This window comes from Vibrio ezurae NBRC 102218 (assembly GCF_000467185.1).
Classification (GTDB): domain Bacteria; phylum Pseudomonadota; class Gammaproteobacteria; order Enterobacterales; family Vibrionaceae; genus Vibrio; species Vibrio ezurae.
The window spans coordinates 41,022-63,654 of record NZ_BATM01000004.1; the positions used below are offsets into that span (position 1 = coordinate 41,022).

General features: G+C 43.6%; 24 protein-coding genes and 3 tRNA genes. 20 read left to right on the forward strand and 7 right to left on the reverse strand.

The features are described from left to right. Positions 1–21: 21 nt before the first annotated feature. Positions 22–2,016 (reverse strand): transketolase, encoded by a 1,995-nt coding sequence (tkt, locus tag VEZ01S_RS01840; RefSeq protein ID WP_021712313.1) that lies wholly within the window; start codon positions 2,014–2,016, stop codon positions 22–24. Between the two features lie 342 nt (positions 2,017–2,358). On the opposite strand from tkt, the gene metK reads away from it, so the two are divergent. Both metK and VEZ01S_RS01850 read left to right on the forward strand, forming a co-directional pair. Beyond that, on the forward strand, positions 2,359–3,510 hold the full coding sequence (metK, locus tag VEZ01S_RS01845; protein WP_021712314.1) for a methionine adenosyltransferase: 1,152 nt from the start codon (positions 2,359–2,361) through the stop codon (positions 3,508–3,510). 287 nt (positions 3,511–3,797) lie between these two features. Beyond that, on the forward strand, positions 3,798–4,592 hold the full coding sequence (locus VEZ01S_RS01850) for a DUF2189 domain-containing protein (RefSeq protein WP_021712315.1): 795 nt from the start codon (positions 3,798–3,800) through the stop codon (positions 4,590–4,592). 137 nt (positions 4,593–4,729) lie between these two features. Here the strand turns inward: VEZ01S_RS01850 and VEZ01S_RS01855 are convergent, their stop codons facing one another. Both VEZ01S_RS01855 and VEZ01S_RS01860 read right to left on the reverse strand, forming a co-directional pair. Beyond that, a complete protein-coding gene (locus VEZ01S_RS01855; RefSeq protein WP_021712316.1) occupies positions 4,730–5,407 on the reverse strand; it encodes a hypothetical protein in 678 nt (225 codons plus the stop codon). A gap of 133 nt (positions 5,408–5,540) precedes the next feature. Beyond that, positions 5,541–6,284 (reverse strand): hypothetical protein, encoded by a 744-nt coding sequence (locus VEZ01S_RS01860; RefSeq protein ID WP_021712317.1) that lies wholly within the window; start codon positions 6,282–6,284, stop codon positions 5,541–5,543. A gap of 492 nt (positions 6,285–6,776) precedes the next feature. On the opposite strand from VEZ01S_RS01860, the gene VEZ01S_RS01865 reads away from it, so the two are divergent. From VEZ01S_RS01865 to ruvX, 6 genes are all read left to right on the forward strand, one after another. Continuing rightward, positions 6,777–7,271 carry a SprT family zinc-dependent metalloprotease gene (locus VEZ01S_RS01865; RefSeq protein ID WP_021712318.1) on the forward strand — a complete coding sequence of 165 codons (495 nt, stop codon included), beginning with the start codon at positions 6,777–6,779 and terminating at the stop codon, positions 7,269–7,271. A 114-nt stretch (positions 7,272–7,385) separates the two neighbouring features. Further along, a complete protein-coding gene (locus tag VEZ01S_RS01870; protein WP_021712319.1) occupies positions 7,386–8,081 on the forward strand; it encodes an endonuclease in 696 nt (231 codons plus the stop codon). Positions 8,082–8,176: 95 nt separating this feature from the next. Further along, the gene (gene rsmE, locus VEZ01S_RS01875; protein WP_021712320.1) at positions 8,177–8,908 is read left to right on the forward strand and encodes a 16S rRNA (uracil(1498)-N(3))-methyltransferase; all 732 of its coding nucleotides are present in this window, start codon (positions 8,177–8,179) and stop codon (positions 8,906–8,908) included. Positions 8,909–8,917: 9 nt separating this feature from the next. Then, on the forward strand, positions 8,918–9,865 hold the full coding sequence (gene gshB / locus VEZ01S_RS01880; RefSeq protein WP_021712321.1) for a glutathione synthase: 948 nt from the start codon (positions 8,918–8,920) through the stop codon (positions 9,863–9,865). Positions 9,866–9,926: 61 nt separating this feature from the next. Further along, entirely contained in the window at positions 9,927–10,487 is a 561-nt protein-coding gene (locus tag VEZ01S_RS01885) for a YqgE/AlgH family protein (protein WP_021712322.1), read from the forward strand. Then, entirely contained in the window at positions 10,484–10,909 is a 426-nt protein-coding gene (gene ruvX, locus VEZ01S_RS01890; RefSeq protein WP_021712323.1) for a Holliday junction resolvase RuvX, read from the forward strand. The genes VEZ01S_RS01885 and ruvX overlap by 4 nt, the downstream gene beginning before the upstream one ends. Positions 10,910–10,924: 15 nt before the next feature. Here ruvX and VEZ01S_RS01895 read toward each other — a convergent pair whose 3' ends face one another. Together VEZ01S_RS01895 and VEZ01S_RS01900 are read right to left on the reverse strand one after the other, a co-directional pair. Then, positions 10,925–12,028 carry a PilT/PilU family type 4a pilus ATPase gene (locus tag VEZ01S_RS01895; protein ID WP_021712324.1) on the reverse strand — a complete coding sequence of 368 codons (1,104 nt, stop codon included), beginning with the start codon at positions 12,026–12,028 and terminating at the stop codon, positions 10,925–10,927. A gap of 27 nt (positions 12,029–12,055) precedes the next feature. Continuing rightward, positions 12,056–13,102 (reverse strand): type IV pilus twitching motility protein PilT, encoded by a 1,047-nt coding sequence (locus tag VEZ01S_RS01900; RefSeq protein ID WP_021712325.1) that lies wholly within the window; start codon positions 13,100–13,102, stop codon positions 12,056–12,058. Between the two features lie 24 nt (positions 13,103–13,126). On the opposite strand from VEZ01S_RS01900, the gene VEZ01S_RS01905 reads away from it, so the two are divergent. Genes VEZ01S_RS01905 through hemW form a run of 6 tightly spaced genes read left to right on the forward strand, consistent with a single transcriptional unit; the run spans position 13,127 to position 17,517 of the window. Next, entirely contained in the window at positions 13,127–13,837 is a 711-nt protein-coding gene (locus tag VEZ01S_RS01905) for a YggS family pyridoxal phosphate-dependent enzyme (RefSeq protein ID WP_021712326.1), read from the forward strand. Positions 13,838–13,848: 11 nt separating this feature from the next. After that, a complete protein-coding gene (proC, locus tag VEZ01S_RS01910) occupies positions 13,849–14,673 on the forward strand; it encodes a pyrroline-5-carboxylate reductase (RefSeq protein ID WP_021712327.1) in 825 nt (274 codons plus the stop codon). A gap of 18 nt (positions 14,674–14,691) precedes the next feature. Then, the gene (locus VEZ01S_RS01915; protein ID WP_021712328.1) at positions 14,692–15,261 is read left to right on the forward strand and encodes a YggT family protein; all 570 of its coding nucleotides are present in this window, start codon (positions 14,692–14,694) and stop codon (positions 15,259–15,261) included. Positions 15,262–15,287: 26 nt separating this feature from the next. Beyond that, on the forward strand, positions 15,288–15,731 hold the full coding sequence (locus VEZ01S_RS01920) for a DUF4426 domain-containing protein (protein WP_021712329.1): 444 nt from the start codon (positions 15,288–15,290) through the stop codon (positions 15,729–15,731). A gap of 5 nt (positions 15,732–15,736) precedes the next feature. Continuing rightward, positions 15,737–16,339 (forward strand): XTP/dITP diphosphatase, encoded by a 603-nt coding sequence (locus VEZ01S_RS01925; protein WP_021712330.1) that lies wholly within the window; start codon positions 15,737–15,739, stop codon positions 16,337–16,339. Continuing rightward, positions 16,336–17,517 (forward strand): radical SAM family heme chaperone HemW, encoded by a 1,182-nt coding sequence (hemW, locus tag VEZ01S_RS01930; RefSeq protein ID WP_021712331.1) that lies wholly within the window; start codon positions 16,336–16,338, stop codon positions 17,515–17,517. The genes VEZ01S_RS01925 and hemW overlap by 4 nt, the downstream gene beginning before the upstream one ends. Positions 17,518–17,604: 87 nt before the next feature. Here the strand turns inward: hemW and VEZ01S_RS01935 are convergent, their stop codons facing one another. Both VEZ01S_RS01935 and trmB read right to left on the reverse strand, forming a co-directional pair. Continuing rightward, positions 17,605–18,636 carry a TRM11 family SAM-dependent methyltransferase gene (locus tag VEZ01S_RS01935; protein ID WP_021712332.1) on the reverse strand — a complete coding sequence of 344 codons (1,032 nt, stop codon included), beginning with the start codon at positions 18,634–18,636 and terminating at the stop codon, positions 17,605–17,607. Positions 18,637–18,738: 102 nt separating this feature from the next. Next, on the reverse strand, positions 18,739–19,458 hold the full coding sequence (trmB, locus tag VEZ01S_RS01940) for a tRNA (guanosine(46)-N7)-methyltransferase TrmB (protein WP_021712333.1): 720 nt from the start codon (positions 19,456–19,458) through the stop codon (positions 18,739–18,741). 212 nt (positions 19,459–19,670) lie between these two features. On the opposite strand from trmB, the gene mutY reads away from it, so the two are divergent. The 6 genes from mutY to VEZ01S_RS01970 all read left to right on the forward strand — a co-directional run bounded on the left by mutY (position 19,671) and on the right by VEZ01S_RS01970 (position 22,597). Further along, positions 19,671–20,723: an A/G-specific adenine glycosylase gene (gene mutY, locus VEZ01S_RS01945; protein WP_021712334.1), complete on the forward strand. Its 1,053-nt coding sequence runs from the start codon at positions 19,671–19,673 to the stop codon at positions 20,721–20,723. 9 nt (positions 20,724–20,732) lie between these two features. Beyond that, positions 20,733–21,005, forward strand: coding sequence for an oxidative damage protection protein (locus tag VEZ01S_RS01950; RefSeq protein ID WP_021712335.1), 273 nt, complete (start codon positions 20,733–20,735; stop codon positions 21,003–21,005). Positions 21,006–21,065: 60 nt separating this feature from the next. After that, positions 21,066–22,205 (forward strand): membrane-bound lytic murein transglycosylase MltC, encoded by a 1,140-nt coding sequence (gene mltC / locus VEZ01S_RS01955; protein ID WP_040889924.1) that lies wholly within the window; start codon positions 21,066–21,068, stop codon positions 22,203–22,205. A gap of 104 nt (positions 22,206–22,309) precedes the next feature. Beyond that, a tRNA-Phe gene (locus tag VEZ01S_RS01960) sits at positions 22,310–22,385 on the forward strand. A gap of 53 nt (positions 22,386–22,438) precedes the next feature. Next, positions 22,439–22,514 (forward strand) — tRNA-Thr (locus VEZ01S_RS01965). A gap of 7 nt (positions 22,515–22,521) precedes the next feature. After that, positions 22,522–22,597 (forward strand) — tRNA-Phe (locus VEZ01S_RS01970). Positions 22,598–22,633 lie beyond the last annotated feature (36 nt).

A 22,633-nucleotide genomic window follows, 5' to 3' on the forward strand; every position in this document is an offset into this window, starting at 1 on the left:
TTAGAGGTTGCTAGAGTTTAATTAAGCTAACAACTCTTTAGCTGTGTTTACTACGTTTTCAGTAGTGAAACCGAACATCTTGAACAACTCACCTGCTGGTGCAGATTCGCCGAATGTTGTCATGCCGATGATCTTGCCACCGAAGCCAACGTACTTGTACCAGAAGTCAGCAATACCGGCTTCTACAGCAATACGTTTAGTTACTGATGAAGGAAGTACTGACTCACGGTAAGCTTCGTCTTGCTTATCAAATGCATCTGTTGAAGGCATAGAGACAACGCGTACTGCTTTGCCTGCCGCAGTAAGTTCAGCTTGCGCCGCTACTGCTAGTTCAACTTCAGAACCTGTTGCAATGATGATTAGCTCAGGAGTACCTGCGCAATCTTTTAGTACGTAACCGCCTTTTGCGATATCAGCTACTTGAGCAGCATCACGCTCTTGCTGTGCAAGGTTTTGACGAGAGAAGATAAGCGCAGATGGGCCATCTTTACGTTCGATAGCCAGTTTCCATGCTACTGCTGACTCAACTTGGTCACATGGACGCCATGTGCTCATGTTTGGAGTTAGACGTAGAGAAGCCACTTGCTCAACCGGTTGGTGAGTTGGGCCATCTTCACCCAGACCGATAGAGTCATGAGTATAAACTTGGATGTTCTGAACTTTCATTAGAGCAGCCATACGCATTGCGTTACGTGCATATTCCATGAACATTAGGAAAGTTGCGCCGTATGGTACGAAACCACCGTGCAGAGCAATACCGTTCATGATAGCTGTCATACCAAATTCACGTACGCCGTAGTGAATGTAGTTGCCAGAGAAGTCTGTTGCTTCAAGAGACTTAGAACCAGACCACATAGTCAAGTTAGAAGGCGCAAGGTCAGCAGAACCGCCCATGAATTCAGGAAGCATTTTACCAAACGCTTCTAGTGCATTTTGTGATGCTTTACGAGATGCGATGTTAGCAGGGTTCGCTTGCAGATCAGCAATGATTTGGTTTGCTTGCTCTTCCCACTGTGCTGGAAGTTCGCCATTTACACGACGTTTTAGTTCAGCTGCTTCAGCAGGGTATGCTGCCGCGTAAGCGTCAAACTTAGCATTCCAAGCCGCTTCTTTTTCAGCGCCAGTTGCTTTTGCATCCCACTGTGCATAGATGTCAGCAGGAACTTCAAATGGTCCGTGCTCCCAACCTAGTGCCGCTTTAGTCGCAACGATTTCGTCTTGACCCAGTGGTGCACCGTGACAGTCGTGCGTACCCGCTTTGTTTGGAGAACCAAAGCCAATCACTGTTTTAGTACAGATAAGTGTTGGGCGAGGGTCCGCTTTAGCTGCGATAATAGCCGCATTAATTGCTTCGCTATCATGGCCATCTACTGCTGGGATTACGTGCCAGCCGTAAGCTTCAAAACGCTTAGGTGTATCGTCAGAGAACCAACCTTCAACTTCACCATCAATTGAGATGCCGTTGTCATCCCAGAAAGCAACCAGCTTACCAAGACCTAGAGTACCCGCAAGAGAACATGCCTCGTGTGAGATACCTTCCATCAGACAGCCATCACCCATGAACGCATAAGTGAAGTGGTCAACGATATCGTGGCCAGGCTTGTTAAACTGAGCCGCAAGTGCTTTTTCAGCCATCGCCATACCAACAGCATTAGTAATGCCTTGGCCTAATGGGCCTGTTGTTGTTTCGATACCCGGTGCATACCCGTATTCTGGGTGACCTGGAGTCTTAGAGTGCAACTGGCGGAAGTTTTTAAGGTCATCAATAGACAACTCATAACCACTCAAATGAAGCAGAGAGTAGATCAGCATTGAACCATGACCATTTGAAAGGATAAAACGGTCACGATCAGCCCACTCTGGGTTTTGTGGGTTATGGTTTAGATGATCACGCCAAAGTACTTCAGCGATGTCAGCCATCCCCATTGGTGCGCCTGGGTGACCAGAGTTAGCTTGTTGAACACCATCCATGCTAAGAGCACGAATTGCATTGGCTAGATCTTTACGAGAAGACATGTCTGCTCCTGAATGCATAAGCAATTTATAAAAAATAAGTCCTGTTCCCAACAGAGGATGTTGGGCGCTGTTATTGTCGCAAAGCCCCTCTATTACTGCAAACAGTTTCCCGAGCAAAATTCAAACTATGAGAGATAAATTTGCTTAACATCTCACTATATTTATTAAAAAGTGATGTGACCCAGCGCAAATCTTTTACTCACTTAAATGGTAAAAAAGCTTGTATTTCGCATATTCAAAATTAGAATAGACGTCTAGAAGTAGAAACACCTACTTAAAGTACAATTCAAAAGACGCCTACGATGATGCGTCTTTTCTTAAACCAGAATAAGGGAGCCCATCATGGCTAAGCACCTGTTTACTTCTGAATCAGTATCAGAAGGCCATCCAGATAAAATCGCAGACCAAATCTCTGATGCGGTTCTAGATGCCATTATTGAGCAAGATCCAAAAGCTCGTGTTGCATGTGAAACTTACGTAAAAACTGGCATGGTAATGGTAGGTGGTGAAGTGACTACCTCTGCTTGGGTTGATATCGAAGAGCTAACGCGTCAAACCGTTCGTGAAATCGGTTATGTAAACTCTGAGATGGGCTTCGATGCTGACTCTTGTGCTGTATTAAATACTATCGGTAAGCAATCTCCAGATATCAACCAAGGTGTTGATAAAGCTGACCCTAAAGATCAAGGCGCTGGCGACCAAGGTATTATGTTTGGTTACGCGACTAACGAAACTGAAGTATTGATGCCTGCACCAATTACTTACTCTCACCGCTTAGTTGAAAAACAAGCTGAAGTACGTAAAAACGGCACGCTACCTTGGTTGCGTCCTGATGCAAAATCTCAAGTTACCTTCCAATATGACCAAGGTAAAATTGTCGGCATCGATGCTGTTGTTCTATCAACTCAGCACAGCGAAAGCGTTTCAACAGAAGAGCTTCGTGAAGCTGTGATGGAAACTATCATCAAACCAGTACTTCCTGAGCAATGGTTAAACAAAGAAACTAAATTCTTTATTAACCCAACCGGTCGTTTCGTTATCGGTGGCCCAATGGGTGACTGTGGTCTAACTGGTCGTAAAATTATCGTTGATACCTACGGCGGCGCAGCTCGTCACGGTGGCGGTGCATTCTCTGGTAAAGATCCATCAAAAGTTGACCGTAGTGCGGCATACGCAGCTCGTTATGTAGCGAAAAACATCGTTGCTGCTGGCATGGCTGACCGTTGTGAAATCCAACTTTCTTACGCTATCGGTGTTGCTGATCCAACATCAATCATGATTGAAACCTTCGGCACTGAAAAAGTAGCCCAAGAAATCATCATTGAAGCTGTTCGTCAAAACTTCGACCTACGCCCATACGGCTTACAAGAAATGCTGAACTTGCTACAACCTATCTACAAGAAAACAGCAGCTTACGGTCACTTTGGTCGTGAAGAATTCCCTTGGGAAGCGACAGACAAAGCAGCAATCCTTAAGGATTTTGCTGGTCTATAATCGACTAGATACGTCTATTTATATCAACCTCAGCCTTTGTGCTGAGGTTTTTTTTGCTCTCCATTTGCTCCTGTCACCTACCCCCTTCTGATTATTTTTCATGCAAAATTTGTAATTTTAACTATCCACAACGATAGTTATGAAAGTTAAAAAACTGTTAAATGGATCACCTTTTTAGTCAGGTGACCAAATACTAGCAGATAGACTCTATTTAGATTTCTGATACAAAATTTCAGTTATCCAATGCTTAAGAGTCAATATTACGGGACTCAATCAGGAGGATTATCATGCCTCGTACATACGATGACAGTGATTTTCATAAAGCATCTGAAATCAAAAACAGTGAATACGCAAAAACACTGCCCTGCAATAAAATCAGCATTAGTGACCCTTTCCAATGGTTAGCACTAGGTTTAAACGATCTAGTCAGATCTCCTATTATTAGCCTCTTTTATGGCACTTGTTTCGCCATTGCTGCCGCTGGCATCGTTGGCCTCATATACTTACAAGGCAACCATCCGCACCTAGTAATACTGCCCGCGCTCATTATCTATATGCTCATTGGGCCATTTTTAGCGCTAGGGTTATACGATGTCAGTTGGGCAAGAGAAAGAGGCAAACAACCCAACCTACTGCATTCGATGAAAGCCATCGGTCGTAACTCCACATCACAATGGAGCTTTGCGGTGTTGCTGGTTGTCGCCATGATATTTTGGATGAGAATAGCCTCACTACTGCATGCTTTATACCCTTCCGTAGAAGGCGCCAGTATCATCGAATTTGCGCCATTTCTTATTACCGGTTCCATAACAGGGTTTATTTTGGCATCCGTGGTATTTAGCATTGCGGTTTTCTCAATGCCTTTAATGCTAGAAAGGCGAGTTGATATTATGACCGCAATATTTTCCAGTTTTAATGCGGTTAAAAACAACCCCGGCCCAATGCTAGTTTGGGCGGCCATTATTTGTGGGGGTGTTTTAATAGGCTTTGCCACCTACGGGATAGGAATGATAGTCACTATGCCCATTCTAGGTTACGGCACATGGCATGCTTATCACGCGACGATTCAGAAAAAGAGTTAGCGTTTTTGCGGGATAAAAGAGACGCAATATGGCAATTGCCCACCGATAAATTGGTGGGCAATTTTTTAGTAATAATTGTTGGAAGATAATGAAGGTTGAGCGTTTTCTGTAAAGGTTTTTGGGCCGAAATTTATTCGTTAATTATCACAAAAATGAGTACGTGCTGACTGAGTAATTTCAGTTGAAAGCGTCCACATCAGCTCCGTAACTTCCTCGATATAAGCGACTGAAATATCTATTTGAGAACCATTCATTCTTAAACCATCTGTTTGTTCTATAAACTTTGACTTCACAGCTTTTCCACCATAATGAGCCCAATCAATACGAACGAGACGTACTTCATCATTAAGCCGATTAAAAGCATTTGTAAATCGCTCAGAAGGTTCTGAAACAACTCCAATTGCTTGTAAGCTTAAAATCATATAAGCGAGGTCACTAGAACCTTTTTCTCGTTTTATAGACTTCGCTCCGACCTTATTTGCAAGCCTGCTATAGTATGTGTTGATTTCATTATCAAACATTGACCAAGTGCTTAAAAGCATTGCTTGTCTTTGGTACATTGGCATTACAGTAGTAAAAGTCTCTTTGACATCATATGCATCTTGTGCGATTCCAGCAATATGTTGCTTCTCGACTTCGACAACCTCACCTTCATCTCCAGCCCATCGCTGAACAAATACTGTCTCAGTACACTTTTCAATGTGCTGTTCTATATTTTCGACAAACTCATCAACGAACTCTAATTGCTTACGATTAAATGCTCGAAGTAAATTCAATTCTTCTGGTACAAAAAACAAATGACTATTCTTGAACATTATTACCTCTTAATTGATGGAATTAGAACAGACTGTTCAAACTTTACTAAACTGTGCTTACGAACAACATGACCAAACATACTGAACTTCAAACCAAAAGTGGCGAACGTTACACGTTCGTTTAAGCAATTTATTAACCACCTAGATCAATACCAAGTAATTTTGATATTGGGTTACCTGCTAATCTATCTACTTGTCTTGCCGTATCTAGAGTTTTATTAATGAACTCAAGTAAGCCAAAGTAATTATTTAAAATTCCTTCATTGATGACAGCATTAGATGATTTAATTTTTTCTTTATTGAAGATTAAAGTGCCAATATTAAGCTGAATTTGTTGTTCTATACCGTCAATACCATTAATTTTGTAGAGTAATAGTGACTGCCTTAACCCTTCCAGGTTTCGTATAAATATTTCTTTTAATGGTGTATCCAAGTCACTGGTTAAGACTTCATCCGACAACTGTTCTAGCATCGACTTTATTTTATCGAAATCTTCAGCGTTCAAGCTTGTAGCTTGATGTACACGACTTAACTTATCCGAACAGATATTGAGCCCATATATAGTCACATCATCTAATAAATGTTTTGAGGAGTGCCACGATGTTTCTAAATTAAGAGTTGACAACATGCGCTCTACATTTACGAATGGTTTTAGAAAAAGTTGATGGTCAATATCATCGATTTCAGTCAGTTGCTTCTTCGTTTGATCACTTAGCCTGATGAGTTCAGCAAGCATTAACAGCAAAGAGCCTGAATCACTCTCGGGAATATCAAAAACCGAAGCCCATACCTGCCTCGTCCTTAGCTTTTCTGACTTAGATTTTGCCTCTGTCAGAATATCTAGCAAACGCCCAGCAGCGTCTGACTTTACTCTCATATCATCTCCCTAAAACATAACTCATGCCTATAACACCTTGAAGGTTTACACTTTATAGACGAAATTTTCTGTGTTTGCATTCCATCCATGTTGCTGCCACTCACTATAAAACTCAATTGATATCAACCTATTGTGTGAATTGACTGAGAGTTTAGGGGAGAACTTCAAAAAAATTCCGTATACAAGCCAAAGTATGGATAATTTGGTACAGTGATTGCCTGACGATCGGTTCATTGAATTTAAGAAACCTCGAAGTATTTCTGTGTTCATCTAAAGTCGGCTATAACATACCGTTAAACAACGTTTTAGTGCTCCTATCCCACAGCCAAAAACACTCAATCTTTAATACCTTCCAACAATAATACTCATCCATATTTTTACCCGCACTTCTACCTGAGCTATTTACCCCAAAGCATCCATCACGAACTTTGTATCCAAAGAGAGATTAAGCTAAAGTTGTACCCGTTTTAAATCGATAGCCAAAACCACTGCATGACGCCAATTCAATACCAATTGCTTAGAAAAGCCACAGCACTCATCAAAGTGGCTAATGCTCACTTTGAGCGACAGTTTTCAATTCCTACGATTGAAACTGATATGCGTGGTAAGGCGGCTGGAAAAGCCTTTTTGCAGTTGAATACGATAAAGCTGAATCGCGTATTGCTGGCGGAAAACCAACAAGAATTTATTGAGCACGTTCTGCCTCACGAAGTTGCGCACTTAATCACTCATCAAGTGTTTGGGCGAGTGAGGCCGCACGGTAAAGAGTGGCAATACGTTATGTCTAAAGTGTTTGGTATCAAACCAGATCGTACGCATTCTATGGATGTGAGTTCGGTGCAGGGCAAGACGTTTGAGTATCAGTGCCCCTGCCGCCAGTATCCTTTATCGATACGTCGTCACAATAAAGTGCTGCGAGGGGAGACTCATTATTCTTGTCGCAACTGTGGCAATGAACTTAAATTTACTGGTAAGCAACTCAGTTAATAACATAATAGTAATCTATAACTGCAAGGCGGGATTAGGCTGAACAAGAACTGGTCAAAGCGTCAAAGTGGCTGTATTCTCTGCGCTGTTTTTTCCCAACTGCCGTAATTACTCTTGAAACGTTATATTCTCCCTATCATTAGCCTACTGCTGATCTCACTATCAGTGCATGCTAAGCCACACTCTTTTTATCAATCTAAACGACTGGCTGTTGGTATCTATCAGCAACACCCTGAAACCTTCTATTGTGGATGCAAAATAGATTGGCAAGGCAAAAAGGGCAAACCGCAATTATCCGATTGTGGTTATCAAGTACGTAAACAAGAACGTCGCGCCAATCGCATTGAGTGGGAGCACATTGTGCCTGCTGCGCAACTGGGTAATCAGCGACAATGTTGGCAACACGGCGGACGCTCTAATTGCACCAAAAGCGATCCTGTTTATAAAGAGATGGAAGCGGATTTACATAACTTAGTGCCTGCCATTGGTGAAGTTAATGGTGACCGTTCTAACTACTCTTTTACTCAGTGGAATGGCAACCGTGGAGTAAGCTACGGTCAATGCCATATGCAAGTCAGCTTCAAAGACGACAAAGTGATGCCACCGAAACGTGCTCGCGGTGCTATCGCTCGAACCTACTTATATATGGCACAGCATTACCCTATCAAGATATCAGCGCAGCAAATCAAACTGATGCAAGCATGGAATAAAACCTATGCCGTGACTGATTGGGAATGTCAGCGCAACCAAATGATCGATAAAATTCAAGGCAACTCAAACCCATTTGTTGACCAAGAGTGCAAACATTAGATAAATCCTGTCACGCAGACGAAGCGACACCTCTTGTTATTTGCTAACATGGCAACCATATTTATTTTGTTAAGTTAGTTACAGGTGTAGTTTTAATGCGCATTCCTAGGATATATCATCCTGAATCTTTATCTTCAGCCACACACATTCAGCTATGCGATGATGCAGCAGGGCACATTGGACGTGTGTTACGAATGCAGGTAGGCCAAGCGATTTCACTCTTTGATGGTAGCAATGTTGAGTATTCTGCTGTCATTACCGAGGTCTCCAAGAAAAATGTCGCGGTTGAGATACAAGATTCCAAACAACACAATGTAGAATCGCCACTGGATATCCACTTAGGGCAAGTGGTCTCTCGCGGCGACAAAATGGAATTCACCATTCAAAAATCGGTGGAGCTTGGTGTCAATACGATCACTCCACTTATTTCTGAGCGTTGTGGCGTGAAACTAGACCAAAAACGTTTCGAGAAAAAGCTGCAACAGTGGCAAAAAATCGCTATTGCCGCCTGTGAGCAAAGTGGTCGAAATACCGTGCCCGTCATCCGTCCTATCATGCCTCTAGAGCAGTGGTGCCAAGAAGAATATCAAGGGTTGAAACTCAATCTTCACCCTAGAGCTCCCTACTCTATCAACACCCTTCCTCAGCCAATCACTGAAGTGAAATTATTAATTGGCCCAGAGGGTGGACTTTCTGAGTCAGAAATTGACATGACCACAGAATATAACTTTGAACAAACATTATTAGGCCCGCGCGTTCTTAGAACAGAAACCGCGGCCCTAACAGCCATAACCGCACTCCAAGTTCGCTTTGGCGATCTTGGCTAGGAGAAATAAATGATTAAGATCGGCATAGTGATGGACCCTATTTCGTCCATCAATATTAAAAAAGACTCTAGCTTTGCCATGCTTTTAGAAGCGCAAAAACGTGGTTATGAAATCCACTATATGGAAATGAATGATCTGCATTTAGATCAAGGTGTGGCCGTTGCGGATACCAAAACTCTAAAAGTAGAGAAAAACCCTGACAATTGGTTTGAGTTCCTTTCAGAGCAAACCATCCGCTTGTCTGATCTTGACGCTATATTAATGCGTAAAGATCCTCCGTTTGATACTGAATTCATCTACGCAACTTACATTCTTGAGCGCGCAGAAGTTGAAGGCACCTTGATTGTCAACAAGCCACAAAGCCTACGTGATTGTAACGAAAAGCTCTACACAGCATGGTTTGCAGACATGACCCCAACCACCATCGTGACTCGCAAAGCAGACAAAATCAAAGCCTTCCACGAGCAACACAGAGATGTAATTCTAAAACCTCTAGATGGTATGGGCGGCGCGTCAATCTTCCGCGTTAAAGAAGGCGATCCTAACGTATCTGTTATTATCGAAACCTTAACCAATCACGGCCAAAACTACGCCATGGCGCAAGCATTTGTGCCAGATATCAGCAATGGTGACAAGCGCATCTTAATTGTTGACGGTGAGCCAATGCCATACTGCCTAGCTCGTATTCCAGCCAAAGGTGAGACTCGTGGCAACCTAGCGGCTGGCGGTCGTGGTGAAGCTCGTCCTTTAAGTGACACTGACTTTGCCATCGCCAACGCAATTGGGCCTACTCTTAAAGAAAAGGGCTTAATCTTTGTCGGCTTAGATGTCATTGGTGATAAAGTCACTGAAATCAACGTCACTAGTCCAACTTGTATTGTAGAAATCGAAACGGAATTTGGTATCTCAATTACCGGTAAATTGATGGATGCTATCGAGCGTCGCATCGCAAAATAATCCGTCATACTGACATTATTGATAGCCACCTTAATCGGTGGCTTGTTTTAGGAGGCCGAGCATGAATTTAACTAATCACTTTTTAGTTGCGATGCCATCGATGCAAGACCCACATTTCAAGCGCTCAGTGATTTATATTTGTGAGCACAATGAACATGGGGCGATGGGAATTATGATTAATGCTCCCATCGATATTACCGTTGGCGGTATGCTAAAGCAGATAGAGCTAAAATCAGCCCATATTCAAGCGGGTGATAGCCTAAAACAACCTGTACACAATGGTGGCCCTGTTTCCGAAGATCGCGGCTTTATTTTGCATCAGGCTAAAGATAAATATCAGTCCAGCATAGTAATGACTAACGGCATCACTATGACCACTTCCAAGGATATTTTATCGGTATTAGGCACTAAAGAAGAGCCGACTCAATACCTAGTGGCATTGGGGTATTCTGGCTGGGATGCTGGGCAACTGGAAAGTGAGCTAGCAGAGAATTCTTGGTTAACCATTGAAGCAGATCCTGACATCATTTTCAGCACTCCAGTACAAGAGCGTTGGGCTAGCGCCGTGCAATCTTTGGGCATTGAAGCCTCACAATTATCAACACAAGCAGGACATGCATGAGTAAAACCATAATGGCGTTTGATTATGGCACTAAAAGTATTGGCAGTGCTATCGGACAAGACATCACTGGCACCGCCACCCCACTAAAAGCCTTCAAAGCCAAAGACGGCATCCCGAACTGGGATGACATTGGTAACCAAATACAAGAGTGGAAACCCGACTTAGTTGTGGTGGGCTTACCGACGGATTTGCATGGTAAAGACCTGAAAACCATTACCCCGAGAGCTAAAAAGTTCGCCCAAAGAATTCATGGTCGATTTGGCGTACAAGTCGAGCTTCATGATGAAAGACTCTCCACCACTGAAGCTCGCTCTGATCTATTTGCCATGGGTGGCTACAAAGCGCTAAGCAAAGGCAATGTCGACTGCCAATCCGCCGTCGTGATTTTAGAAAGTTGGTTTGAAAATCAATGGGGTGAATAACCCTGTCAACTTAACTCATCCCATATCAATCTTAATATCATCTAAGGGACTACTGCCATGAGTCCCTTGCTGATTTTTAAGCATTAAACGCAGATCATTGGCTGAATCGGCACTGCGTAGCGCGTCTTCTTCTGTGATCTTGCCTTGCATGACAAGCTCAAACAAAGAATGATCAAAAGTACAGATCCCCTCCTGTTTGGTTTTGCTCATATAGTTTTTAATCTCTGCGATTTCACCTTGTCGAATAAGATCGGACGATCTTGGTGTTGTCAGTAATATTTCCAATGCAGCGTGACGTCCCTTGCCATCTTTCGATTTAATCAATTGCTGACCCACAATCCCTTTTAAATTAAGGGAAAGATCCAGCAAAAAATGCTCTCGTTGATCTTTGGAAACGAGATGCAAAATTCGCTCTAGCGCTTGATTGGCATTATTGGCGTGCAGGGTTGCCACACACAAATGCCCCGTTTCCGCAAAAGTCATCGCATAACGCATGGTTTCTGGAGTACGGATCTCACCAATCACAATCATATCTGGCGCTTGTCGCAGCGAGTTTTTAAGCGCAATTTCATAACTTTCAGTATCTAAACCCACTTCACGCTGCGTGACGATGCTTTGCTGATGTTGATGGACAAATTCAATCGGATCTTCGACGGTTAAAATATGCCCATGTTGATGCTGATTTCTGTGTCCTACCATAGCGGCAAGCGTTGTCGATTTACCAGAGCCTGTCGCTCCAACCACCAGCACTAAACCTCGCTTAACCATAGCCAGATCTTTTAAGGTATCAGGTAAACCAAGCTCTTCGAAAGACGGAATTTGTGTTTCAATGTGGCGAATCACCGCACCCGGTAAGTCACGTTGAAAAAAAGCGCTGACACGAAAACGCCCTGAGTCACTTTCAATGGCAAAATTGGCTTCTCGACAAGCTCGATACTCTTTGCGCCTATCGTTGTCCATAATGCTGTCTAGAATCGCCGTTACACCTGATTGATGCAGCTTTTCACCAAACGGTTGCAGCTCTCCATCCACTCGAAACATACAAGGTGCATCGACTGTAATGTAAAGATCAGACGCTTTGTGCTGTGTCATTGCATCCAACAACTCTTTCAATTCCATAGTGTTGCCCTCGCGTTTATTTGAGCATTAAAAACCACCACCAAGACCAACTTGAATCTCAATCTTAGTCTCGACTTCCTCTTTGGTAACTTGGTTTTGTTGTATGAGTTGGTTTGCCGCTTGCTCCATGGTTTTCATGCCTTGTGCCGCACCCGTTTGTATAATGGAATGCATTTGCGCGACTTTGTCTTCCCGAATCAAGTTTCGGATTGCAGGATTGGCCAACAAAATTTCATGGCAAGCCACACGTCCACCACCGACTCTTTTTAACAGCTTTTGTGCAATGACCGCTCGCAGAGATTCTGACAACATAGAGCGCACCATATTTTTGTCACCCGCAGGAAACACATCAATGATTCTGTCTATGGTTTTCGCCGCTGAACTGGTGTGTAACGTACCAAACACCAAATGGCCTGTTTCCGCAGCCGTAAGCGCTAGGCTAATGGTCTCTTGATCGCGCAGTTCCCCCACTAAAATAACATCGGGATCTTCACGCAATGCAGAGCGCAGCGCCGCTTTAAAACTATGGGTATCACGATGCACTTCACGCTGGTTAATCAAACATTTAGAGCTTTGGTGTACAAATTCAATCGGATCTTCAATGGTCAATATATGCTTGTTGTGATGACGATTAATGTAATCGACCATCGCCGCAAGCGTCGTTGATTTACCCGACCCCGTAGGCCCTGTTACCAACACCAAGCCCTTTTCATAATTGACGATATTTTCAAAGATAGGTGGGCAATCTAACTGTTCAAGGGTTGGGATATTGGTAGGGATGGTACGAAACACCGCCGAAGCGCCACGGCTTTGATTAAAGGCATTCACCCTAAATCGTCCGACACCTGTCAGCTCGATCGAAAAATCCAATTCTAGATTTGACTCAAACTCACTTCGTTGGGCATCATCCATAATATCAAAAATAAGTTCATGCACTTCAGTCTCAGTAAACTCGGGCATCTCAAGACGTCGTACATCGCCGTCTATCCTCACCATGGGAGGTAAGCCCGATGAAAGATGTAGATCTGAAGCATTATGCTTTACACTAAAGCGAAGCAACTCGGTGATATCCATAAAATTCCTTGTTAAGTCAAAACTATGCAGACAATCCAATCAAATTTAGAACACATTCATCAGCAAATTAAAGATTCTGAACGTAAGTTTGGGCGTCTAACTCATTCCGTGCAACTTCTTGCAGTAAGTAAAACCAAACCTAAACAAGCTGTACTTGACGCTTGTCAGGCTGGTCAACGCCAATTTGGTGAAAACTACGTGCAAGAAGGTGTCGAAAAAATCCAATACTTTCAAGAACATCATAACGATTTAGCCATAGAATGGCACTTTATTGGGCCAATACAATCCAATAAAACTCGCCCTATTAGTGAAAGTTTCGACTGGGTTCACTCTATTGATCGCCTTAAGATTGCACAGCGCCTCAATGATCAAAGACCAAACCATCTCGATCCTTTGCAGGTTTTAGTGCAAGTCAACACCAGTGGTGAGGAAAGTAAATCAGGGATCAATGCTTCTCAAGCCCTTGAATTAGCGGCGGCAATAAACGCGCTACCCAACCTCACTTTGCGTGGGCTGATGTCCATACCAGCGGCCGTGTCTAGCTATGAAGAGCAACTGCAAGCCTTTAATCAACTTAAAGACTTGTTTGATCAAATTAAATCCCAATATCCTCAGGTAGATACTTTATCTATGGGTATGAGTGGAGATATGGAAGCGGCTATCGAAGCTGGCAGTACCATGGTTCGCATTGGTACAGCAATTTTTGGCGCGCGAGATTATTCGAACAAACAGTAAGGAAGAAAAGTTTGGCAAATTCAGTACGTAATATCGCCTTTATCGGCTCCGGCAATATGGCAAAGTCCATCATTGCAGGCTTACTTGATAGTGGTTATCCCGCTCAAGCGATAACAGCCACCGCTCCATCAGAACAAAGCCGTGATAAGGTCAGTCAGCGTTTTTCTGTTTCGACAACCGCTGATAACCCGTTAGCGGCGACCATGGCGGATGTGATTGTGTTGTCGGTTAAACCGCAGATTATGTCTGAAGTGTTAGCAGAGCTTTCGCATGTTGATCTAGAAAATAAGCTGTTAATCTCAATTGCCGCAGGGATTACTATCCCTCGCCTGCAAACCATGCTGGGCAAAGAGGCTAATTTCGTACGAGTGATGCCAAACACACCGTCTTTACTTGGCCTTGGCATGAGTGGCCTATATGCTCCAGAAACTATCAGTCAAGCAGACCAAGACTTTGCCAACGAGCTAATGCAAGCCGTCGGTGAAACTTGCTGGGTTGATGATGAAGCACAAATTAACTCGATTATTGCAGCAGCAGGTAGCTCTCCTGCGTATTTCTTCCTGTTTATGGAAGCGATGCAACAAGAAGCTATCGCTCAAGGCTTTGATGAACAAACAGCTCGTCAGCTCGTTCAACAATCCGCACTAGGGGCGGCGCAAATGGTTGTAGCCAATCCCAATTTAGATTTGTCTGTTTTACGCCAGCAAGTGACCTCTAAAGGAGGCACAACTGCTGAAGCGATTGCGACATTTAACCAACATCAACTCTCTGACACTGTTTCTAAAGCCATGCAAGCTGCGGTGACTCGTGCAGAAGAGATGGAATCTCTTTTTTAACCCCATCAAGGATTTGTAATGAATTCAATGCAGTTTTTAGTGACTACCGTTTTTGATTTGTACATCATGATAGTCATACTTCGAATTTGGTTGCAGGCAGCACGTGCTGACTTCTACAACCCATTTTCTCAGTTTATTGTTAAGGCAACTCAACCGGTACTAAAGCCACTACGCCACATTATTCCTTCTATTGGGAATGTGGATCTTGCCACGTTAACCTTTGCCTACGTGCTGTGTGTACTCAAGTTTGTACTCCTAATGCTGATCGCATCCAATGGTGCTATGGCCTTTAGCCCTGATCTATTGATCATCGGCTTGCTAGCATTGATAAAAGCGGCGGGTAAATTACTCTTTTGGGTGTTACTACTTCGTGCCATCCTAAGTTGGGTAAGCCAAGGTCGTAGCCCTGTGGAATATGTATTCCACCAACTCACAGAGCCAATGCTTGCGCCAATTCGCCGCATTATCCCAGCAATGGGTGGACTTGATCTTAGCGTATTGATTTTGTTTATTGGTTTGCAGTTTGCCAACTATTTGATGGGCGATGTCACCACCAGCCTATTTGGTCCAATTTGGTACAGTCTGTAAGACTTAAGCACGCTTAGGGGCGATAAATGAAACACATATTGAGTAAGCTGTTGTGCGCTCTGCTATTGCTGGGATTATCCATGCCAAGTTGGGCTGGTCAGTTTGTACGCATGAAAGATATTGAGCTGCACTACTCTGCTTTCAATTCGACCTTTATTGCCCCGAAAGTGGCTCGTGAGCTCAAGCTCAAAAGAAACCCTTACATTGCACTGATCAACATCAGTGCTTTGGATCTCTATAGCGTAGGTAAAAAGCCGACCCAAGTGAGTTTGACTGGAACGGCAAAAAACCTCGTAGGTAATACTCGAAAACTGACGTTCAGAGAGCTCACTCAAGGTGACGCTATCTATTATTTAGCCGAGTTACCGATCACCGAAAATGAAACTTTCCGTTTTGAAATCAACGCTGATTCAGGAACGAAAGGCAGTGGCATTCTTCGTTTTAATCAAACCTTCCATATTCAGGAGTAATCCCTTTGTCTGCAAATAAATTAGTACTAGCGACCGGAAACCAAGGCAAAGTACGCGAAATGGCCACCTTGTTAGCCGAGTTTGGTTTTGAAGTACAAGCGCAAAGTGAATACAAGGTCTCCGAGGTGGCAGAAACCGGTACTACTTTTATCGAAAATGCCATCATTAAAGCCCGTCACGCCGCCCAAGAAACCGGCCTGCCAGCCATTGCTGATGACTCAGGCTTAGAAGTGGATTTTCTAAAAGGCGCCCCCGGCATTTATTCGGCTCGCTTTGCCGGTGAAGGTGCCACAGACCAACAAAACCTAGAAAAGCTATTAGCAGAGCTTGATGGGGTGCCGCAAGCACAACGCAGCGCACGCTTCCATTGTGTACTGGTTTATATGCGCCACCACTTAGACCCAACCCCGATTGTCTGCCATGGCGTTTGGCAAGGAGAGATCCTAACCCAAGCACACGGCGAAAATGGGTTTGGCTACGACCCTGTCTTTTACGTACCAGAAGATGACTGCGCTTCTGCTCAATTGACTCCTGAGCGTAAAAAGCAATTGTCTCATCGTGGCAAGGCGCTGGCTGAATTATTCCAAAAATTAAAACGCGCTCTATGAGCCAACTGATACCGCCATCATTGGGCTTGTACATCCATATTCCATGGTGTGTACAAAAATGCCCATACTGTGACTTTAACTCGCATGCGTTAAAGGGCGAGATTCCAGAAGATCGCTATATCGATGCTTTACTGGAAGATTTAGATGCCGACCTAGCCAGATACTCTGATTCAATCAAAGACCGAACTCTGACTTCAATCTTTATTGGAGGTGGGACGCCAAGCTTAATCTCACCGCAAGAGATTGCTCGCCTATTACAAGGTGTAGAGCAGCGTATCGCCTTTCAAGAAGGCATAGAAGTGACGATGGAAGCAAACCCCGGCACCATAGAAGCGGCACGTTTTGCCCAGTATGTAGAGTCAGGTATTACTCGCATGTCCATTGGGGTACAAAGCTTTGAGCAAGAAAAGCTAGAACGCTTGGGACGCATTCACGGTCAAGATGAAGCCATCAATGCCGCTCAGTTAGCTCATCAAATTGGGCTAAACAGCTTTAACCTAGATCTGATGCACGGTCTTCCAGAGCAAAGCATACAACAAGCTTTATCCGATTTAGAAAAGGCTATTGAACTTGCGCCTCCTCATTTGTCTTGGTATCAGCTCACCATTGAGCCAAATACTCTGTTTTACTACAAAGCCCCCACACTGCCTGACGACGATGATTTGTGGGATATTTTTGAGCAAGGACACGCAAAGCTCAGTAAAGCGGGATACGTACAATATGAAATCTCAGGCTACAGCAAGCCCGGGTATCAATGCCAACATAACCTAAACTATTGGCGCTTTGGTGACTATCTCGGTATTGGTTGTGGTTCGCACGGCAAAGTGAGTTTTGCGGATGGGCGTATCGTTCGTACCACAAAGGTCAAACACCCTCGTGGTTACTTAGCCTCATATCAGAATATGGTAAAACCCTATTTAGACAGCGAACAAGACGTGGCTGATATCGACCGCCCCTTTGAGTTTTTCATGAATCGTTTTCGCTTGATGGAAGCGTGTCCCAAACAAGACTTTATTGATACAACAGGCTTAGCCCTTGATTCCATTAAAGAGACGATGGATTGGGCGATGGATATGGCTTATATCAATGAGACCGAATCTCACTGGCAGATCACGCAAAAAGGAAAGTTATTCCTCAATGATCTGCTCGAAGCCTTCATGGCAGAAGAAGACGACTAACCCTATAAAATAAAAAGCCTTTTTATGAACTCTCTCTTATTAAAGAAGCATAAAAAGGCGTTTAGGGAAATGGCGTTAAATTAAGACTTATGGCTTCACAGCAATAAAAATATTTCGATTGATCGATTGATCTACTCGGTGCAGATAACCAATATAAGGTTCTTGGTCTTGCACCTCAAAGCCTTGCTCAGTAAACAAAGCCGCTAGCTCAGTCCATTTCAAAGTAAACTCATTAAATGACAGTACTATCGCCCCCTTTGGCTTTAGTACACTCTTCCACGCAGGCAATGCCTCTTCTAGAAGCTCTAATGGGCTACGAGCCATCTTAGTGTCTTTTGCGCTTTTACTGCCGTGCTGAACGCCGTACGGAAGGTCAGACACCATCACATCACAACTGTTCTTTTTAATGATTTGATTTACAATGCGAGTATCCGAGGCATACAGCTTTAGCGACTGTCCCTGATTGTTCATAAAGTCTTCTTTAGTCACAGCCGCGTTTACCACAAAACCATCGGCGATTTTTTTACCGCCAGCCCCAGTACGCTTCTCTTTGGTCACTTTATGTTTATAACGACCATTTTTCATATACTTAACGATAAATGTTTGGATCTCTTGAACCCACTTCGCGTTGATCTCAACGCCCATCACATCCAAACCTTGAATCAAACCTTCATATAGCGTTGTACCTTTGCCACACATAGGGTCCATCAAACACTTGCGCTGGCTATCCGTTCTCGCGGCACTCAAACCTAGGTTAACCATTAAACGAGTAAACTGCTCATTAGTCTTTCCGGTATACCTTAGGATTTGGCTCATGCTTTCAGGGAAAGTATTAAACGCTGCTGGCTGCAATGGTTTGAGTAAGCCACTGTCCATTACTTGAAATATGGCGTAGTAGATAGACGATGACGACACTCTTTTTAGTTGTGCGTCATCCAGCTCTTGTTCTGTTTCAAATACCAACGCCGCAGGTAAACCGATATCTTTTTCAGAGACCTCATCAACTGCAATATCCATAGAAGAAAGGATCGCTTTTAGCTCAGAGCAAGCAATCTTTACTGCTGTATCAAAGTAGATTCGATTGTGGCCGGGGTTAGCCAAGATAGCGTATTGAAACATCCAAAAACCTTAATTTGAATTATTGAGAATAAAAAAGGAGCTACATTGGTAGCCCCTAGAATAGAGAATCAGTCGTCCCTCATATAAAGGGACTCAATGAGACTAAACTGTGCGCTTGTATTTAATGTCCCAAACACCGTGACCTAAACGATGACCACGCGCTTCAAACTTAGTTAAAGGACGTTCGTCAGGGCGAGGAACATAATCGCCATCAGTGGCAATGTTAGCAAAACCCGGTGCTTGGTTCATGACTTCAACCATATGCTCAGCGTAGTTTTCCCAGTCAGTTGCCATATGGAAAATACCAGAGTCTAGTTGAAGTTTAGCACGTACCATTTCAGCAAAATCAAGCTGCACGATACGACGCTTATGGTGACGCTTTTTATGCCAAGGGTCTGGGAAGAATAATTGTAGCGTATGTAAGCTACTATCAGGAATCATGTGAGCAAACACTTCTACCGCATCGTGACACATTACGCGCAGGTTAGTCACACCCGCATCACGCGCTAAACCAAGGCAAGCACCCACGCCAGGACGGTGAACTTCAATACCAATGAAGTTTTTCTCTGGAGCGGCTTTTGCCATTTCTACTAGAGAGGTGCCCATACCAAAGCCAATCTCTAATACTACTGGGTTGTTATTGCCGAATACTTGCGCCCAGTCTAATAATTCGTTCTGGTAATCGATGCCCATTGTTGGCCAGCATTCATTCAAAGCTGTTTCCTGACCTTTAGTCAATCGACCTTCTCGACGTACAAAGCTGCGGATCTTTCTAACCAGCTTGCCATCTTCGGTATATTCGTTAGTCGTTACTTCGCTCATTCTGTTTGTTGCCTGCTCATCGATTAATCAAAGCGGGAATTATCCAAAGAATTCTTCAATACGCAAGTGTATAAACCACTTCAATAGCAAATTATTCCAATTTCTGCGCATATTCGCCGTAAGTTGCGTTTATTCCACACAAACTCAGTTTTACTTCCTTACACTATTATGGTGCAATTTCTGATCTTTGATGACTAATTTATGGGCTCTCAGTGACACCATTCGCAAATCAAATACTCAACTGGTATCAAAAATACGGGCGTAAACACCTGCCGTGGCAACATGACAAAACCGCATACAGGGTCTGGCTGTCTGAAATCATGCTTCAGCAAACCCAAGTGGCTACCGTTATTCCGTATTTTGAGCGCTTCATTGAACAGTTTCCAGATGTGACTTCACTGGCCAATGCCCCTATTGATGAAGTACTACATCTATGGACAGGTCTTGGCTATTACGCTCGAGCGCGCAACTTACACAAGTGTGCTCAAATCGTAGTCAGCCAATATCAAGCCGAATTCCCCTTAGAGATTGAACAGCTCAATGCTCTGCCCGGTATTGGGCGCTCAACCGCTGGTGCGATTTTATCTTCAGTATTTAAGCTGCCACACGCAATTCTTGATGGAAACGTAAAACGAGTTCTAGCTCGTTGCTACGCTATTGAAGGTTGGCCGGGGAAAAAAGCGGTCGAAAATCAATTGTGGTCAGTGGCGATAGACAATACTCCGCAACAAAGAGTCGATGAATATAATCAGGCAATGATGGATATGGGGGCAATGGTATGTACTCGTAGCAAGCCGAAATGTTCATTGTGTCCAGTGTCAGAGCATTGCGTCGCTTTTAAGCAATACTCGCCAACAGACTACCCGGGGAAGAAACCTAAAAAAGAAAAGCCGACGAAACAAGTATGGTTCGTCATCCTACATCATGAGGATGAAGTTTGGCTTGAACAGCGCCCATCGTCTGGGATATGGGGTGGATTACACTGTTTTCCTGAACAAAGCAGTGCCGATATTAACGATCTATTGGATACTTTTGGCTGTTCAGAAAACGCTATTGAGCAGGCAAAAACACTCATTACCTTCAAACATACTTTTAGCCATTACCATTTAGACATCACACCTGTTTTAATAAACCTAGCACAACGACCTAGCCTTATAATGGAACAAAGCCAAGGTCTTTGGTATAACTTGTCTCAACCACAGAAACTAGGTCTGGCTGCACCGGTTAAGAACCTGTTAGCAAACCTTAAGTATGATCTAACATAAGGAACACTCATGAGCCGCACAGTATTTTGCGAACATCTAAAAAAAGATGCCGATGGTCTAGATTTTCAACTTTACCCAGGTGAACTAGGTAAACGTATATTTGATGGTATTTCGAAAGAAGCTTGGGCTATGTGGCAAAGCAAACAAACCATGCTCATTAACGAAAAAAAATTGAATATGATGGATCCTGAGCATCGCAAATTACTTGAAACAGAAATGGTCAATTTCTTGTTTGAAGGAAAAGAAGTTGTCATCGACGGATACACCCCACCCAGTGAGTAATTCTATAGAGTGGCGTTAGCCACTCTTTTTTTAACGTTAATTTTTAGCTTTTGGATACCAATGAGAAAACTGCTCTATTTCGCCCTTCCTCTCATACTCGCCGGTTGTAGTCGTGAATTTGTAGAAAAGATTTATGACGTAAACTACGAACCAACCAGTCGATTTGCGGCGCACAACCTAGCCCCAATGCCAGGGCAATTTGAAAAAGATACCGATGCACTGGATGCTCTAATGAACAGCTTCACTGGTGACATTGAGAAAAAATGGGGTAAAGACCAAGTCAAAGTGGCCGGTAAAAGTAACTACGTCAAATACATAGACAACTACGACAGCCGCGCCGATGTAAACTTCTCAACCGGCAAGATCGTCATAGAAACTATCGCCTCAGATGATCCAAAAGCGCACTTAAAAACCGCGATCATTACCACACTATTGACGCCAGATGATCCTGCACACGTGGATCTTTTTTCGTCATCAAATATAAAATTGAAGGGTGAACCCTTTTTATATCAACAAGTTGTCGATCAGGACAATAAAGCGATTCAGTGGAATTGGCGCGCCAACCGGTTTGCCGATTATTTGATTGCACACAAAATGAAAACCAAGAAAGTGGACTTTAAAATCGCGCACTATGTTGAGATTCCGATGGTTTCAAGCCATTCGAATGTTCGCTCTTATAAGTACGCTAATATCGTCCGTAAAGCCTCACAGCGCTACGATATCCCCGAAGATCTGATCTATGCCATCATAAGAACGGAGAGTAGCTTTAACCCTTATGCCGTCAGTTGGGCAAATGCCTATGGCTTGATGCAGGTCGTGCCAAAAACCGCAGGGGCTGATGTATTTAAGCTAATAAAACACAAATCGGGGATGCCTTCTCCTGAATATCTGTTTAATCCAGAAAACAACATAGACGTCGGGACCGCCTACTTCCATATTCTGAGAACTCGCTACCTAAGAGACGTGAAAAATTTCCTCTCTTTGGAGTACGCCATGATCTCAGCATACAATGGCGGTACGGGTGGCGTGTTAAATACCTTTGACCGAAATAGCCGCAATAATGCAATGAGACACATAAACTCATTGAATCCAAGCCAAGTTTTTTGGGCATTAACCCACAAACACCCCAATGCGGAGTCTCGACGCTACTTAGAGAAAGTGACCCAATACAAACGGGAATTTAATCAAAGTAAGGGATAATTTGACCAATATGCTCAAATAAAAAGCAAACAACACAGTTTTTGAAAAAAAACCAAAAAACAAGTTGACGGATTCCTTAAAAATACGTTTAATAGCGCTCCGTTGCCCGGATAGCTCAGTCGGTAGAGCAGAGGATTGAAAATCCTCGTGTCGGTGGTTCGATTCCGCCTCCGGGCACCACAATTTGTTGTTGGTGTTCATGTAACGTCAATGAAGCAATAAGAATATAGTGTGCCGACTTAGCTCAGTAGGTAGAGCAACTGACTTGTAATCAGTAGGTCACCAGTTCGACTCCGGTAGTCGGCACCATTCTTTTGCCTCGATAGCTCAGTCGGTAGAGCAGAGGATTGAAAATCCTCGTGTCGGTGGTTCGATTCCGCCTCGAGGCACCATTATTTGGTGCGTAACACAATAAGTGTTGCTCAAAT

Bases quoted from the DNA above. Each gene is read 5' to 3' on its own strand.
- tkt (WP_021712313.1), bottom strand. From the start codon at position 2,016: ATGTCTTCTCGTAAAGATCTAGCCAATGCAATTCGTGCTCTTAGCATG.
- metK (WP_021712314.1), top strand. From the start codon at position 2,359: ATGGCTAAGCACCTGTTTACTTCTGAATCAGTATCAGAAGGCCATCCA.
- VEZ01S_RS01850 (WP_021712315.1), top strand. From the start codon at position 3,798: ATGCCTCGTACATACGATGACAGTGATTTTCATAAAGCATCTGAAATC.
- VEZ01S_RS01855 (WP_021712316.1), bottom strand. From the start codon at position 5,407: ATGTTCAAGAATAGTCATTTGTTTTTTGTACCAGAAGAATTGAATTTA.
- VEZ01S_RS01860 (WP_021712317.1), bottom strand. From the start codon at position 6,284: ATGAGAGTAAAGTCAGACGCTGCTGGGCGTTTGCTAGATATTCTGACA.
- VEZ01S_RS01865 (WP_021712318.1), top strand. From the start codon at position 6,777: ATGACGCCAATTCAATACCAATTGCTTAGAAAAGCCACAGCACTCATC.
- rsmE (WP_021712320.1), top strand. From the start codon at position 8,177: ATGCGCATTCCTAGGATATATCATCCTGAATCTTTATCTTCAGCCACA.
- gshB (WP_021712321.1), top strand. From the start codon at position 8,918: ATGATTAAGATCGGCATAGTGATGGACCCTATTTCGTCCATCAATATT.
- VEZ01S_RS01885 (WP_021712322.1), top strand. From the start codon at position 9,927: ATGAATTTAACTAATCACTTTTTAGTTGCGATGCCATCGATGCAAGAC.
- ruvX (WP_021712323.1), top strand. From the start codon at position 10,484: ATGAGTAAAACCATAATGGCGTTTGATTATGGCACTAAAAGTATTGGC.
- VEZ01S_RS01895 (WP_021712324.1), bottom strand. From the start codon at position 12,028: ATGGAATTGAAAGAGTTGTTGGATGCAATGACACAGCACAAAGCGTCT.
- VEZ01S_RS01900 (WP_021712325.1), bottom strand. From the start codon at position 13,102: ATGGATATCACCGAGTTGCTTCGCTTTAGTGTAAAGCATAATGCTTCA.
- VEZ01S_RS01905 (WP_021712326.1), top strand. From the start codon at position 13,127: ATGCAGACAATCCAATCAAATTTAGAACACATTCATCAGCAAATTAAA.
- VEZ01S_RS01915 (WP_021712328.1), top strand. From the start codon at position 14,692: ATGAATTCAATGCAGTTTTTAGTGACTACCGTTTTTGATTTGTACATC.
- VEZ01S_RS01920 (WP_021712329.1), top strand. From the start codon at position 15,288: ATGAAACACATATTGAGTAAGCTGTTGTGCGCTCTGCTATTGCTGGGA.
- hemW (WP_021712331.1), top strand. From the start codon at position 16,336: ATGAGCCAACTGATACCGCCATCATTGGGCTTGTACATCCATATTCCA.
- VEZ01S_RS01935 (WP_021712332.1), bottom strand. From the start codon at position 18,636: ATGTTTCAATACGCTATCTTGGCTAACCCCGGCCACAATCGAATCTAC.
- trmB (WP_021712333.1), bottom strand. From the start codon at position 19,458: ATGAGCGAAGTAACGACTAACGAATATACCGAAGATGGCAAGCTGGTT.
- VEZ01S_RS01950 (WP_021712335.1), top strand. From the start codon at position 20,733: ATGAGCCGCACAGTATTTTGCGAACATCTAAAAAAAGATGCCGATGGT.
- mltC (WP_040889924.1), top strand. From the start codon at position 21,066: ATGAGAAAACTGCTCTATTTCGCCCTTCCTCTCATACTCGCCGGTTGT.